14 protein-coding genes are annotated in these 12,913 nt (G+C 62.9%); 6 read left to right on the forward strand and 8 right to left on the reverse strand.

The features are described 5' to 3' along the window. Nucleotides 1–125 precede the first annotated feature (125 nt). Complete coding sequence (locus AB1N67_RS02745; protein ID WP_043212011.1) at nt 126–893, forward strand: SDR family oxidoreductase; 768 nt, start codon at nt 126–128, stop codon at nt 891–893. Between the two features lie 47 nt (nt 894–940). Here the strand turns inward: AB1N67_RS02745 and AB1N67_RS02750 are convergent, their stop codons facing one another. The 4 genes from AB1N67_RS02750 to AB1N67_RS02765 all read right to left on the reverse strand — a co-directional run bounded on the left by AB1N67_RS02750 (nt 941) and on the right by AB1N67_RS02765 (nt 3,800). Next, nucleotides 941–1,192: a hypothetical protein gene (locus tag AB1N67_RS02750; protein WP_043211929.1), complete on the reverse strand. Its 252-nt coding sequence runs from the start codon at nt 1,190–1,192 to the stop codon at nt 941–943. A 53-nt stretch (nt 1,193–1,245) separates the two neighbouring features. Next, nucleotides 1,246–2,364, reverse strand: coding sequence for an AGE family epimerase/isomerase (locus AB1N67_RS02755; RefSeq protein WP_102081278.1), 1,119 nt, complete (start codon nt 2,362–2,364; stop codon nt 1,246–1,248). A 91-nt stretch (nt 2,365–2,455) separates the two neighbouring features. Continuing rightward, the gene (locus AB1N67_RS02760; RefSeq protein WP_043211922.1) at nt 2,456–3,088 is read right to left on the reverse strand and encodes a TetR family transcriptional regulator; all 633 of its coding nucleotides are present in this window, start codon (nt 3,086–3,088) and stop codon (nt 2,456–2,458) included. A 121-nt stretch (nt 3,089–3,209) separates the two neighbouring features. Beyond that, entirely contained in the window at nt 3,210–3,800 is a 591-nt protein-coding gene (locus AB1N67_RS02765) for a phage infection protein (RefSeq protein ID WP_182942246.1), read from the reverse strand. Between the two features lie 309 nt (nt 3,801–4,109). Between AB1N67_RS02765 and AB1N67_RS02770 the strand changes: the two genes are divergently transcribed. Beyond that, nucleotides 4,110–6,176: an AsmA family protein gene (locus AB1N67_RS02770; protein WP_043207975.1), complete on the forward strand. Its 2,067-nt coding sequence runs from the start codon at nt 4,110–4,112 to the stop codon at nt 6,174–6,176. A gap of 135 nt (nt 6,177–6,311) precedes the next feature. On the opposite strand, the gene AB1N67_RS02775 is transcribed toward AB1N67_RS02770, so the two are convergent. Together AB1N67_RS02775 and osmE are read right to left on the reverse strand one after the other, a co-directional pair. Further along, entirely contained in the window at nt 6,312–6,842 is a 531-nt protein-coding gene (locus AB1N67_RS02775; RefSeq protein ID WP_043207973.1) for a bacterioferritin, read from the reverse strand. Nucleotides 6,843–6,889: 47 nt separating this feature from the next. Further along, nucleotides 6,890–7,231, reverse strand: a complete 342-nt coding sequence (osmE, locus tag AB1N67_RS02780; protein ID WP_043207971.1) for an osmotically-inducible lipoprotein OsmE — start codon at nt 7,229–7,231, stop codon at nt 6,890–6,892. 119 nt (nt 7,232–7,350) lie between these two features. On the opposite strand from osmE, the gene AB1N67_RS02785 reads away from it, so the two are divergent. Then, the gene (locus tag AB1N67_RS02785) at nt 7,351–8,241 is read left to right on the forward strand and encodes a triacylglycerol lipase (protein WP_102081275.1); all 891 of its coding nucleotides are present in this window, start codon (nt 7,351–7,353) and stop codon (nt 8,239–8,241) included. Here the strand turns inward: AB1N67_RS02785 and AB1N67_RS02790 are convergent. Next, on the reverse strand, nt 8,222–9,115 hold the full coding sequence (locus AB1N67_RS02790) for a DMT family transporter (RefSeq protein WP_043207967.1): 894 nt from the start codon (nt 9,113–9,115) through the stop codon (nt 8,222–8,224). The two genes, AB1N67_RS02785 and AB1N67_RS02790, sit on opposite strands and share 20 nt — an antisense overlap. A 207-nt stretch (nt 9,116–9,322) precedes the next feature. On the opposite strand from AB1N67_RS02790, the gene AB1N67_RS02795 reads away from it, so the two are divergent. The 3 genes from AB1N67_RS02795 (at nt 9,323) to AB1N67_RS02805 (ending at nt 11,543) form a co-directional block, all read left to right on the forward strand. Further along, a complete protein-coding gene (locus AB1N67_RS02795; RefSeq protein WP_043207965.1) occupies nt 9,323–10,108 on the forward strand; it encodes a helix-turn-helix domain-containing protein in 786 nt (261 codons plus the stop codon). 74 nt (nt 10,109–10,182) lie between these two features. Beyond that, nucleotides 10,183–10,464 (forward strand): PsiF family protein, encoded by a 282-nt coding sequence (locus AB1N67_RS02800; protein ID WP_043207962.1) that lies wholly within the window; start codon nt 10,183–10,185, stop codon nt 10,462–10,464. A 71-nt stretch (nt 10,465–10,535) separates the two neighbouring features. After that, nucleotides 10,536–11,543: an AI-2E family transporter gene (locus AB1N67_RS02805; RefSeq protein ID WP_043207960.1), complete on the forward strand. Its 1,008-nt coding sequence runs from the start codon at nt 10,536–10,538 to the stop codon at nt 11,541–11,543. Between the two features lie 83 nt (nt 11,544–11,626). On the opposite strand, the gene AB1N67_RS02810 is transcribed toward AB1N67_RS02805, so the two are convergent. After that, on the reverse strand, nt 11,627–12,898 hold the full coding sequence (locus AB1N67_RS02810) for an Hsp70 family protein (protein ID WP_043207958.1): 1,272 nt from the start codon (nt 12,896–12,898) through the stop codon (nt 11,627–11,629). Nucleotides 12,899–12,913 lie beyond the last annotated feature (15 nt).

Consider the following 12,913-nt stretch of genomic DNA (forward strand, 5'->3'; position numbering starts at 1 on the left):
TGTCTATTACAAGGGTTTCAAGGTGTTGGCTATTTATTGACCAGCATGGGGTGAGCTTGCTGGAGACGATGTAGCAGACCATGCTGAGCATCTGTCGACGACAACCCACCGTGAAGGAGATGCGCATGACATCCACCGTATTCATCACCGGCGCGACGTCCGGCTTTGGTGAAGCCACCGCCCGCCGTTTCGCTGAGGCAGGTTGGAAGCTGGTGCTCACCGGTCGGCGCAAGGAGCGCTTGGACGCCCTGTGTGCCGAGCTGTCGGCCAAGACCCTAGTGCATGGTCTTGCGGTCGATGTACGTGATCGCCAGGCCATGGAACAGGCGATCGCCAGCCTGCCGCCGACTTTCGACAAGCTGCAGGGCCTGGTCAACAACGCAGGCCTGGCACTGGGCGCGTCACCTGCCCAGGACTGCGACCTGGACGACTGGGAAACCATGGTCGACACCAACATCAAGGGCTTGATGTACACCACCCGGCTGCTGTTGCCGCGCCTGATTGCCCATGGCCGTGGGGCCAGTATCCTCAACGTAGGTTCGGTGGCGGGCAACTATCCCTATCCGGGCAGCCATGTCTATGGCGGCACCAAGGCGTTCGTCGGGCAGTTTTCATTGAGCCTGCGCTGCGATCTTCGCGGCACCGGCGTGCGTGTCAGCAACATCGAGCCAGGACTGTGCGAGAGCGAGTTTTCGCTGGTGCGCTTCGGCGGGGACCAGGCGCGGTACGATGCCACTTACGCGGGCGCCGAAGCGATCCAGCCCCAGGACATTGCAGAAACCATCTTCTGGATGCTTACCCAACCGGCGCACATCAATATCAACAGTCTCGAATTGATGCCGGTGAGCCAGGACTGGGCTGGTTTTTCGGTCCACCGCTCGAGCAAGGACTGAACGGACGCGAACCGGCTTTGGCCGGTTCTTGCAGTGCCGTCGATACTTTATTTGATCAGTGACAAGTAGGTTTTGTTGGGCTCGATGATGTTCAGGGCTTGAAGCACATCGTTGATGGCGTCCTGTCGGCCGAGATCCTCGGCGGTGGCTTTTTGGCTCATCACGCGGCGCAAGCTCAGCAGGTAGCTCAGTTTCCCATGGGCGTGTTCATCGTAGCGTTGATTGCTGCTGTCGATGATCTTCTGGGCCGCCCTGTCGATCTGCGTTTCCACGAATGCTGCAAAATCGTTGTTTTTCATGTCCATTGTTCCTCCGAGATGGAAGAACAATGGTGAGGGGGCATGGCGGTCGATCAGCAGAGGGAAGTGTTGTCCGCACAGGCAGCCTGCAGGCCTTCCAGACACGTCGCCAAATGGTAGGGCGTGGTGGACGGCATGTCGTGCCGGCTGACCTCGCCTTGGCCATCGCGGCATTCATACCAGCCTCCGGCATGCAGGAACCGACCCTCGAGCGCCTGCAACTGCGCCAGTAACTTCGCCCCGCTCCCCGGCCGCAACGCCAGCGCTCGCAGGTATTCCGCCTGCGCCCAAATGCGTTGGGTGGGGTCGATCACCTTACCCGCGACATCCAGCATGGCCAACACTGCCGAATCCTTAACGCCGGACTGTTCGGCATAGATGAATGCACGATCGATGGAGGCATGCAGCGGGGTGCCACGCAGCAGCGGCGAGGTGTCGAGCAGATAGAACCATTCGAACTGATGCCCCGGCTCGAACCAGTTATCCACAGCCCCGTTCGGTTTCTCCAGCATCAAGCCGTGGACGGGATCGACGAAGCGCGCCTGCAGCGCTTCACACAGCGACAACAAGGCGTGCTCGACAGCGTCGTCCTCGCGCACCGCCAGGGTCTGCAGGAAGGCTTCGGTCAGGTGCATCTGAGGATTTTGCAGGGGGCCGCTACCCAGGTCCGACCAGTCTTCGCCCAGGCTGGCCTCATACAGCCCGTCATCCCGGGCGAAGCGCTCGGCGACGATATCCAGGGCGGCGTTGAGCGCGGACTCCACCAGACCCTCGCGCACCTTGCCCCAGTAATGGGCGCATGCGAAGACGATGAAGGCATGGGTATAGAGGTCCTTGCGCCGGTCCAGTGGCCGACCTTCGGCATCGATGCTGTAGAACCAGCCGCCATGTTCGGCATCGTGGAAATGCCGTTGCAGCGAGCGGAACAGCGCCGCCGCCCGCTCGGCCGCGCCCGGTTGCTCGATCCGGCTGCTGAACAGGTACAGCTGTCGGGCACAGGCCATGGCGCGGTAGCGCTGCACGGGCATGGGCCGGTGTTCGCCATCGAGGGCTTCAAAGGGCAGGGCCAGTTCGGCATTCCAGCCCGGACCTTGCCACAGTGGCACGATGCAGTCGGCGAAGTGCTGGTTGAAGCGAGCCAGTTCGGGCAGGGTGGGGCGGGGGTCGGACATGAAGGCGCTCGTCGCAATCGGGCAGTGCGCCATGGTAGCAGAATGGGGTTGCAGGGCGCTCGCGCCGGTACTTTGCCGTTGTTGGCAATGATCAGCCTGGATTTCCCAACCCTTGCCAGTGGCGCGCACCCACGAAAATGAAGCGCAGTTGCTGGGTGATCTTTTCCTGCGGGGTGAGGGCCTGTGGATTCGCGGCGTCAGGGCTGTCGATCAGTTCGGGCAACGTGGCGAACACGGTCTTGACCACAAGGTCTGCCATCACTGCCAGTGCGGCGCCGTCCAGATGCTGCCAACGCGGCATGCGCGCCAGGTCGGTGGCGAGGTCTGCGCTGATGCCCTGGCGCAGTTGAGCAATGGCTTGGCGCACGGCCTGGGAGCCACCGTACTGTTCGCGGGCCAGGAACAGGAATTGCGCGCGGTGGGCTGCCACCACATCCAGGAATATCCGCACCGAAGCGTCGGTGATGCCTCCGAGTTCGAACTCGTTGTGCCGCACGATCCGGATGGTCTGGCGGAACGTCGCATCGACCTCGGCCACCAGGGCCAGGCCCAGGGCGTCCATGTCGGTGAAATGCCGATAGAAACCGGTGGGGACGATACCCGCGGCCTTGGCTACTTCGCGCAGGCTGATGCTGCCGAAACCCCGGCCACTCTCCATGAGCTGGCAGGCGGCATCGAGCAGGGCCTGGCGTGTCTGTAGCTTCTGTTCGGCGCGCGGCAGCATGGGACGTATTCTGTGACTGTACGGCTGGGCACTCTAGATAAAAAAACGAAGCCCGGTCAATGGACCGGGCTTGGAGGGGAGCAGGTATTGCTTGGCGGGTTGTTGTTCTTGGCCATGATGATCAGCCCATGCGGCCAAGTTCTACCAGGCGATCGGAACCGCCTTCGGCGACGCGGTTGTTACGCTCGATCAGGCGATCGGAACCACCCTCGGCGACGCGGTTGTTACGCTCGATCAGGCGATCGGAACCACCCTCGGCGACGCGGTTGTTACGCTCGATCAGGCGATCGGAGCCACCCTCGGCGACGCGGTTGTTACGCTCGATCAGGCGATCGGAACCACCCTCGGCGACGCGGTTGTTGCGCTCGATCAGGCGATCGGAACCACCCTCGGCGACGCGGTTGTTGCGTTCGATCAGGCGATCGGAGCCGCCTTCGGCGACGCGGTTGTTACGCTCGATCAGGCGATCGGAGCCACCCTCGGCGACGCGGTTGTTACGCTCGATCAGGCGATCGGAGCCACCCTCGGCGACGCGGTTGTTGCGCTCGATCAGGCGATCGGAACCGCCTTCTGCCAGGGTATTGAGTGGCTGGCTGACGGTGGCAGCGCTGGACCGGGATTCAGCCGTAAGATGTTGTTCGGCAGCCGGCAAAGCGAAGGCGTTGGCGGCAAGGGCTGTCAGGGTCAGGCTCAGCAGCAGATGGCGTTTCATGATCTCGGTGCTCCTCTAGGGGGCTGGGAAAAGTGGGTACGAGGCCAATGCTACGCTCGGTAACGCCAGAGAAAAGTTCATCCGGGTAATGGTAACAATCGATGCCATTGATACACCGCTTGAGCGGCTCTGGCTCAGTGTTTTCAGAGAAGTCCAACTGGAGTGTCACCGGTGGTTGAGGCCCGCGCACCGACCGCTCGGGCCGGTTTATGATCGCCATCGATTAAACCCGGCGCGCTTTCGTCAGTCCGACATAATGAGTGCCATCGCGGTGCCCGTTTTGTGCCATGCAGTCAGGAGAATTACGCAATGACGCGTCCCTTGCGCATCCTTACCTGGATCCTCACCAGCCTGTTGACCCTGCTGGCGATACTGGTGGTGGTAATCGCCACGTTCGACTGGAACCGCGTGAAGCCGCTGCTCAACGAGAAGGTCTCCGAAGCCCTGCACCGCCCTTTTGCGATCAACGGCAATCTGGCCGTGCAATGGCACCGTGAACCTTCAGAGGGCGGTTGGCGCGCCTGGATCCCCTGGCCGCACTTCGTGGCCGAGGACTTGACCCTCGGCAACCCCGACTGGCTCGAAGCGCCGCGCATGGTCGGCCTTGAGCGTGTAACGTTTCGTCTGTCGCCGGTGCCGCTGGTATTCCAGCAGATCGTCATTCCACGCATCGACCTCACCAAGCCTACCGCCAGCCTGACGCGCTTGGCCGATGGCCGGGCCAACTGGACTTTCGACCTCGGCCCCAAGGATGAGAACGCCCAACCCTCTCCCTGGGTGCTGGACATCGGCGCCATCGGCTTCGATCAAGGCAACGTCAGTTTCGATGACCAGACGCTGAAAACCCGAATGAAGGTCCAGATCGATCCGCTGGGCAAGCCGATCCCCTTCAGCGAGATCGTCGGCAAGGCCCGTGCCGAGAAGACCGGCGTTGCCCAGGATTACGCCTTTGGCCTCAAGGCCCAAGGCACCTACAAAGGCCAGCCGGTCTCCGGCACGGGCAAGATCGGCGGTCTGCTGGCCTTGCAGGACGCCAGCCAGCCCTTTCCGCTGCAGGCCGACGCGCGGATCGGCGATACCCGGGTGGCGCTCGCCGGCACCCTGACCGACCCGCGCAACCTAGGGGCGCTCGATCTGCGCCTGCGCTTGTCCGGCAGCAGCCTGGGCAATCTGTACCCCCTCACGGGTGTGACCCTGCCAGACACCCCGGCCTACGCAACCGACGGTCACCTCACCGCCAACCTGCACGATGCCCAGGGGGCGCGGTTTCGCTATGAAGGCTTCAACGGCAAGATTGGCGACAGCGATATCCACGGCGACCTGACGTTCGTCGCCAGCCAGCCACGACCGAAGCTCTCTGGCAACCTGGTGTCCGAGCAGTTGCTGTTCAAGGACCTGGCGCCGCTGATCGGCGCCGACTCCAACGCCGAGCAGAAGGCCCGGGGCGGCGCCAGCAAGCAGCCGACCGGAAAGGTACTGCCGGTAGAGGAGTTCCGTACCGAGCGCTGGCGCGCGATGGATGCGGACGTCACCTTCAGCGGCAAACGCATCGTGCACAGCGAGCAATTGCCGTTCAAGGACCTCTCCGCCCACGTATTGCTGGAGGACGGCCTGTTGCGTCTGGAGCCTCTGCGTTTTGGCGTGGCGGGCGGCAACTTGAACGCGAACATACGCCTGGACGGGCGCAGCGTGCCGATGCAGGGGCGGGCGCGCCTGAGCGCCCGGGGCTTCAAACTCAAGCAGTTGTTCCCAAGCTTTGCGCCCATGCAGACCAGTTTCGGCGAACTCAATGGCGATGCCGACCTCAGCGGACGTGGCAATTCGGTGGCGGCCTTGCTGGGCACTTCCAATGGTGATCTGAGCCTGTTGATCAACGACGGCGCCATCAGCCGCAGCCTGATGGAAATCGCCGGGCTCAACGTGGGCAACTATGTGATTGGCAAGTTGTTCGGCGACGAGGAGGTGAAGATCAACTGTGCGGCGGCCAACGTGGGTATCAAGGACGGGTTGGCGACCACGCGCCTGTTCGTCTTCGACACCGAAAACGCGATCATCTACATCAATGGCACGGCGAATTTTGCCACCGAGCAATTGGACCTGAAGATCACGCCTGAATCCAAAGGGCTGCGCCTGTTCTCCCTGCGATCCCCGCTCTACGTGCGGGGGCCGTTCGCCAAGCCCAGCGCTGGGGTGCAGGCGGTTCCGCTGGCGCTTCGCGGGGCAGGGATGGTCGCCCTGGGCGTGGCCATGGGACCTGCGGCCGGGCTGCTGGCGCTGATCGCACCGGGAGATGATGTGCCCAACCAGTGCACACCGCTGCTGGAGCAAATGAAGGCAGGCAAGGCGCCGAGTGCGGTGAAGGGCAAGAAAAAGTGATCGGTGACGAGTGCGGGCGCCGAGACAGGCTTCACGGGTAAGCCCGCTCCACAGATAGCGGTGTGACTGACGGCACTGCAGAGCTTGCGGGAGCGGGTTTCTTCGCGAGGGCTGCAGAGCAGCCCCCAAACTGGCTTACAACCCTTTCAAGAGGTCCGCCATGTCATCGGCATGTTCTTCTTCCTGGGCCAGAATATCCTCGAAGATACGCCGAGTGGTCGGGTCCTTCTCACCGATGTACTGGATGATTTCACGGTAGCTGTCGATGGCGATGCGCTCGGCCACCAAGTCTTCCAGCACCATCTCCTTGAGCGTGCTGCCGGCCACGTACTGGGCGTGGGAGCGCTTGCTCAGGTTGTCGGGGTTGAAATCCGGCTCGCCGCCCAACTGGACGATTCGCTCGGCCAGCCTGTCGGCATGCTCGGCCTCCTGGGTGGCATGCTCGAGGAACTCGTCGGCAGCGACGCTGGCCTTGATCCCGCTGGCCATGAAGTAATGGCGCTTGTAGCGCAAGTTGCAGACCAGCTCTGTGGCCAGCGCCTCGTTGAGGAGGGTAAGGATCTTGTCCCGGTCGGCGTTGTAACCCTCGGTCACGGCGCCTTGTTCGACATGTTGTCGGGCACGCTCGCGCAGGGTCCGGACATCGGTCAGTTCAATAGCGTTCATGTTCGTCTCCGAAAGGATCAGGGTATTCACGGTGCGTCAGGGAGGGCTCACGCGCCGGGTACGGCCTCGCGGTCCTCTTCTCGTTGCTTGCAGGTCTTGAAGCCCTTGGCGTCGACATGACCGGTGGCGTCGAAGCGCACGTAGTAGGGCTGCTGGTGGCCGTCGCGGTTGAGGATGTAGTCATTGCAGGTACCGCCATTGGGCAGGTCGGTAGCGTTCGACGGGCTGCCGCCGATGGCGATGACTTTCTGCATGGTCATGCCGTTTTCCACTTGCTTGACCAGCGGCTCGTCACGGTAGGTCACGTAATCCACCGGGTTTTCCGGATGGCTGCCGCAGGCGGCCAGCGCCGCGCTTGCCAACAGGATGGCCAGGGTCTTTCTGTACATGGTCCGGCTCCTTGCTCAGGGGTGTTCTGGTTGGAACCGCAGGGCGCCTCAGGAGTTCGATTGCATCGCGCCGGCACGGCCTTGTAGTGTTGGCCTACGATCCAGGCAGAGGGCAGGGAATGAGCCAGGAACTTGCCACGCGTTACCCGTTGGTGCTGGTGCCGGGCATGCTCGGCTTCGTGCGGTTGCTGCTCTATCCCTACTGGTTCGGCATCGTCCCGGCATTGCGCCGGGGCGGGGCGCAGGTCTTTGCGGTGCAGGTCTCGCCGCTGCATTCCAGTGAGCTGCGCGGCGAGCAATTGCTGGCGATCATCGAGGACATCTGCGGGCGCACCGGCGCTGCGCGCGTCAACCTGATCGGCCACAGCCAGGGAGCCCTCAGCGCCCGCTACGCCGCGGCGAAACGGCCCGACCGGGTCGCCTCGGTGACCTCGGTGGCAGGGCCCAACCAAGGCTCGGAACTGGCCGACTACCTAGAACGCAAGGCCCCGGGAGACTCAGCCCAAGGGCGGATGCTCAAAGCCGTGCTGCATGGCACGGCGGTGCTGTTGGTCTGGCTGGAAACCGGCTGGCGCCGTGACCCGCTGCCGATCGATGTGCATGCCTCGCACCAGTCCTTCACCACTGCCGGTGTGGCCCGCTTCAACCAGGCTTATCCACAGGGCCTGCCTGTCACTTGGGGCGGGCAGGGCGATGCCGAGGTCAATGGCGTGCGCTATTACTCCTGGTCCGGCACCTTGCAGCCGGGGCGTACCGATCAGGGGCGCAATCGCTTCGACGCCAGCAACCGCTTCTGTCGTCTGTTCGCCCGAACGTTCGAGCATGAGAAAGGCCAGTGCGACGGCATGGTCGGGCGTTTCAGCTCGCATCTTGGCCAGGTGATCGGCGATGACTACCCGCTCGATCACCTGGACATTGTCAATCAATCCCTCGGCGCGGTGGGCAGGGGCGCCGACCCGGTGCGCCTGTTCACCGAACACGCTGCCCGGCTCAAGGCTGCGGGGCTGTAACAGGCCGGCGTACAGGTGTGGTCCAGCGTTCGGCCAACAGCACGCCCGCCAATGTCAGCAGGCCGCCATACAGGTGATAGCTGGCCAACTGCTCGTCCAGCACCACGGCGGCGATCACTGCCGTCACCACCGGCAGCAGGTTGAAGAACAGCGTGGTGCGGCTGGGCCCCAGGCGATGCACGGCCTGCATCCATACCCGTGGCGCCACCATGGAGGCGAGCACGCAGGCGTACAGCACCAGGCCGATGTTCTGGGCATTCAGCCCGGTTTTCGGTGACAGCAAAAACAACGGCAGCAGCACGAAGATCGCCACCACCACTTGCAAGTACAGCAATTGCATCGCCGGCAGGCGCAGTTGCCATTTCTTCAGAAGGAAGCTGTACAGCGCGTAGGCAAAGGTGGCCACCAGCATCAACAGGTCGCCGCTGTTGAGGCCTTGCTGCAGCAAGGCACTGGGTTTGCCGGCCGAGACCACTTCCAGCACGCCGATGAACGATAACAACGCGCCGCACAGTGCACCGAAGGTCAGGTGTTGGCCGAGCCAGGCGATGGCCAGGGCCAGGGACATCAGCGGCATCAGCGAGAGGATGATGCCCATGTTGGTGGCGCTGGTGATGCCTGCGGCGAAGTAGGCCAGGCTCTGGTACATGGCCATGCCCAGCACACCAAGGACGAAGATCTTGCCAAGGTGTGGGGCGATCGCGGCGCGGTTGCGCAAGACCTGGGGCAGCAGGAACGGCGTGAACAACAGGCCTGCCAGCAACCAGCGGTAGAAGCCGATCTCGGCAGGGAAGATCGCCCCGGCCGAAAGCTTGGTGACCACGGTATTGCCGGCCCAGATGAGGATGGCCAGCAGGGGAAATGCGTAATTCATGGAACTGTGAGTCTCTGAGGGTGTTGCAAAAATTCGGGACTGCCTTGAAGCCCTTCGCGGGTAAAGCCGCTCCCACAGGTCCGGCGTATTCCTGTAGGCGCGGATGAGCCGCGAAGTGCAGGCAGGCCCAAGCTGGCAGTCATTATCCTTTGTCTGTTCACAAGCCTATACTCGCATCCAGACAACCCACCCTTCGAAGCAGCCAACATGGCCCGCAAATATCTCGACATCCCTGCCTTCGAGCGACTCCCGGCGCCGGTGTACTTTCGCTACGACGAATTCGGCGCTGATACCCACAGCGCCCCGCATCGTCATCCTTGGGGGCAACTCAACTACGCAGCCCATGGCGTCATGCACCTGGACGTCGATGGCCAGCGCTTCGTCTCGCCGCCCCATTACGCCGTGTGGGTGCCTCCAGGGACCGAGCATGGCTGCTATAACCCCCAGGCGATCGTCTACCGTTCGGTGTACTTGGCCAGCGAGCTGTGCCAGGACCTGCCCCAGCAGGCCTGCACCCTGGTGATCAGCGATATTCTCAAGGCCATCCTCGGCGACTTCGCCCAACGCGATCTCAAGGTGGCCCAGGACGAACGCGACCAGCGCCTGGTCCAGGTGCTGCTGGACCAGTTGCACCTTGCGCCGACGCAGGCCTGCTACCTGCCATTCGCCCGCAGTGAAGGCCTGCGCCAGGTGCTCGAAGCCTTGCATGCCGAGCCTGGCGACAATCGCCCGTTGTCCGAGTGGGCCGGCCTTGTGCATGTGAGCGAACGCACCTTGGCGCGCCAGTTCCTGCGTGAGCTGGGGATCAGTTTCGGTGAATGGCGCCTGCGCCTGCGCTTTCTGCGCGCCATCGAGGCGCTGGAGGCGGGTCTGTCGATCCAGTCCATCGCCTTCGACCTCGGCTATAGCACCGCCTCGGCGTTCATCGCCATGTTCCAGCGCCAGGCCCGCTGCACGCCCGAGCAGTATCGTCGCCGGGCGCGCACGGCCTGAGCGGACGGCGAAAAATCTTGGCTACACTCTGCTCGACGACCACGCATGCAGCGTGGAGACAAGGAGATCGCTTCATGAAAATGCTGCACGTGCCTTTGCTGGTGTTGGGTGTGTTGATCAGTGCCCAGAGCTTCGCAGCCACCGCCCAACAGGAGAAAATGACCACCTGCAATGCCCAGGCCTCGGAGAAGGCCCTCAAGGGCGACGAGCGCAAGGCCTTCATGAGTACCTGTCTCAAAGCCAAGCCCGCCACCCAGCAGGAAAAGATGAAAACCTGCAACGCCGATGCCAGCGCCAAGGCGCTCAAGGGAGACGAGCGCAAAGCCTTCATGAGCGATTGCCTGAAGAAGAAATGACCTGCGCCTATGTTTGTCTGGCGAAGGCTGGCAGACTGCGGCTCTTTCCCGTTGTCCGCCGTTGAGGCTGTATGACCTTCACCCCCCGCCAGATTACCCTGGCCAGCTGGATCATCGTGTTTGCCGGCCTGCTGCTGGTGCTGCCCCTGAAGTTGTTGCCCAGCCTGCTGGCAGGCTTGCTGGTGTTCGAGTTGGTCAACATGCTCACGCCGCGCCTGCAGCCGGTGATCGCTGGGCAACGCGCGCGCTGGTTGGCCGTGGCGCTGCTTGGCACCCTGGTGGTCAGTACGCTGACGCTGCTGATCGCCGGGGCCTTCAGTTTCCTGCTTCACGAGGCGGAGAACCCTGGCGCCTCGCTGGATAAATTCATGGCCCTGGTGGAGCGCGCCCGCAGCCAGTTACCACCGTTCATCGAAGGGTACCTGCCGGCCAGCGCCGCCGAGTTCAAAGTGGCGATCGGCGACTGGCTCAAGAGCCACCTGGGTGAGCTGCAACTGGTGGGCAAGGGCATGGCGCACATGTTCGTCACCTTGCTGATCGGCATGATCCTCGGCGCGATCGTGGCCCTGCAGCGCATCCCCGACATTTCCCGACGCAAACCCCTGGCTGCGGCGCTGTTCGAGCGCCTGAGCCTGCTGGTGCAGGCGTTTCGCAATATCGTCTTCGCGCAGATCAAGATTTCCCTGCTCAACACCGCATTCACCGGCGTCTTCCTGGCCGTGGTGATGCCGCTGTTCGGGGTGCACCTGCCGTTGACCAAGACCTTGATCGTGCTGACCTTCCTGCTGGGGCTGCTGCCGGTGATCGGCAACCTGATGTCCAACACCCTGATCACCATCGTGGGGCTTTCGTTGTCGATCTGGGTGGCGGTGGCAGCGTTGGGCTATCTGATCGTCATCCACAAGGTCGAGTACTTCCTCAACGCGCGAATCGTGGGCGGTCAGATCAGTGCCAAGTCGTGGGAGCTGCTGTTAGCGATGCTCGTGTTCGAGGCGGCGTTCGGGCTGCCCGGCGTCGTGGCGGGGCCGATCTACTACGCGTACCTGAAAAGCGAGCTCAAGCGGGCTGAGCTGGTTTGAAGCTTCAAGCTGCAAGCTGCAAGTAAAAGCGAGTCGGTGGAGACACCCACTTCTTGCAGCTTGCAGCTTATAGCTTGCAGCTTTTAGACGGCGCCGTAGCGCTTGCGTGCTTCGATCGCCAACCCGCTGCCGATACTGCCGAAGATGTTGCCTTCCACATGCCGCGCGTTGGGCAACATGGCCGCTACGCTGTTGCGCAGCGCCGGAATGCCGCTGGAGCCGCCGGTGAAGAACACGGTGTCCACTTGGCTTTCGCTCACGCCGGCCTTGTTCAGCAGTTCGGTGACGCTTCCGCGCACGCGGGCGAGCAGACCTTCGATGGCATCTTCGAACAGTGGTCGGGTCAACTCCACGGCCAGCTCCGGCTCGATGCGGCCCAGGTCGAGGCGGCGACTGTCCTGGTGGGTCAGCTCGATCTTGCTGGCTTCCACTTCCATCGCCAGCCAGTGCCCGGCGCGCTCTTCGATCAGCTTGAACAAGCGGTCGATGCCCAGGGTGTCTTCGATGTCGTAGCGCATGCTGCCCAAGGCCAGTTGGGATTTCTGCGAGTACAGCGCGTTGATGGTGTGCCAGGTGGCCAGGTTCAGGTGATAACTGGTGGGCATCAGCGCCTGGCTTTTCATCCGGCTGCCATAGCCGAACAGCGGCATCACGCCCTGCAGGCTCAACTGCTTGTCGAAATCGGTCCCGCCGATATGCACGCCGCCGGTGGCGAGGATGTCGCTCTGGCGCTCGGCTACCAGGTGGCGCTCCGGCGACAGGCGGATCAAGGTGAAGTCCGAGGTACCGCCGCCGATATCGACGATCAGCACAAGTTCCTCGCGGCTGATGCCCGACTCGTAGTCGAACGCCGCGGCGATCGGCTCGTACTGGAACGACACCTCCTTGAAGCCGATCTTGCGTGCCACCTCGGCCAAGGTGTCTTCTGCTTCTTGGTCGGCGGCCGGATCCTCATCCACGAAGAACACCGGACGGCCCAACACGACTTCGTCGAAGCTGCGTCCGGCATTGGCTTCGGCGCGCTTTTTCAGCTCGCCGATGAACATGCCCAGCAGGTCTTTGAACGGCAAGGCGCTGCCTAGCACGCTGGTGTCGTGCTTGATCAGCTTGGAACCGAGCAGGCTCTTGAGTGAGCGCATCAGACGGCCTTCGTAGCCTTCCAGGTACTCGTGCAGCGCCAGACGACCGTAGACCGGACGACGCTCCTCGATATTGAAGAACACCACCGAAGGCAGGGTGATCTTGCCGTCTTCCAGGGCGATCAGCGTTTCCAGGCCGGGGCGGTGCCAGCCGACCGTGGAATTGGAGGTGCCGAAGTCGATGCCACAGGCACGGGCCGGGGATACGTCAGACATGGGGAGGAGCTTCCG

Origin of the sequence: Pseudomonas guariconensis (genome assembly GCF_040822035.1) — a bacterium.
GTDB classification, from domain to species: domain Bacteria; phylum Pseudomonadota; class Gammaproteobacteria; order Pseudomonadales; family Pseudomonadaceae; genus Aquipseudomonas; species Aquipseudomonas guariconensis.

Excerpts from the sequence above, each read along its gene's own strand:
- AB1N67_RS02755 (WP_102081278.1), bottom strand. The coding sequence starts at position 2,364 with ATGTCCGACCCCCGCCCCACCCTGCCCGAACTGGCTCGCTTCAACCAG.
- AB1N67_RS02750 (WP_043211929.1), bottom strand. The coding sequence starts at position 1,192 with ATGAAAAACAACGATTTTGCAGCATTCGTGGAAACGCAGATCGACAGG.
- AB1N67_RS02790 (WP_043207967.1), bottom strand. The coding sequence starts at position 9,115 with ATGAATTACGCATTTCCCCTGCTGGCCATCCTCATCTGGGCCGGCAAT.
- AB1N67_RS02770 (WP_043207975.1), top strand. The coding sequence starts at position 4,110 with ATGACGCGTCCCTTGCGCATCCTTACCTGGATCCTCACCAGCCTGTTG.
- AB1N67_RS02800 (WP_043207962.1), top strand. The coding sequence starts at position 10,183 with ATGAAAATGCTGCACGTGCCTTTGCTGGTGTTGGGTGTGTTGATCAGT.
- AB1N67_RS02795 (WP_043207965.1), top strand. The coding sequence starts at position 9,323 with ATGGCCCGCAAATATCTCGACATCCCTGCCTTCGAGCGACTCCCGGCG.
- AB1N67_RS02805 (WP_043207960.1), top strand. The coding sequence starts at position 10,536 with ATGACCTTCACCCCCCGCCAGATTACCCTGGCCAGCTGGATCATCGTG.
- AB1N67_RS02775 (WP_043207973.1), bottom strand. The coding sequence starts at position 6,842 with ATGAACGCTATTGAACTGACCGATGTCCGGACCCTGCGCGAGCGTGCC.
- AB1N67_RS02745 (WP_043212011.1), top strand. The coding sequence starts at position 126 with ATGACATCCACCGTATTCATCACCGGCGCGACGTCCGGCTTTGGTGAA.
- AB1N67_RS02785 (WP_102081275.1), top strand. The coding sequence starts at position 7,351 with ATGAGCCAGGAACTTGCCACGCGTTACCCGTTGGTGCTGGTGCCGGGC.
- AB1N67_RS02810 (WP_043207958.1), bottom strand. The coding sequence starts at position 12,898 with ATGTCTGACGTATCCCCGGCCCGTGCCTGTGGCATCGACTTCGGCACC.
- osmE (WP_043207971.1), bottom strand. The coding sequence starts at position 7,231 with ATGTACAGAAAGACCCTGGCCATCCTGTTGGCAAGCGCGGCGCTGGCC.
- AB1N67_RS02765 (WP_182942246.1), bottom strand. The coding sequence starts at position 3,800 with ATGAAACGCCATCTGCTGCTGAGCCTGACCCTGACAGCCCTTGCCGCC.
- AB1N67_RS02760 (WP_043211922.1), bottom strand. The coding sequence starts at position 3,088 with ATGCTGCCGCGCGCCGAACAGAAGCTACAGACACGCCAGGCCCTGCTC.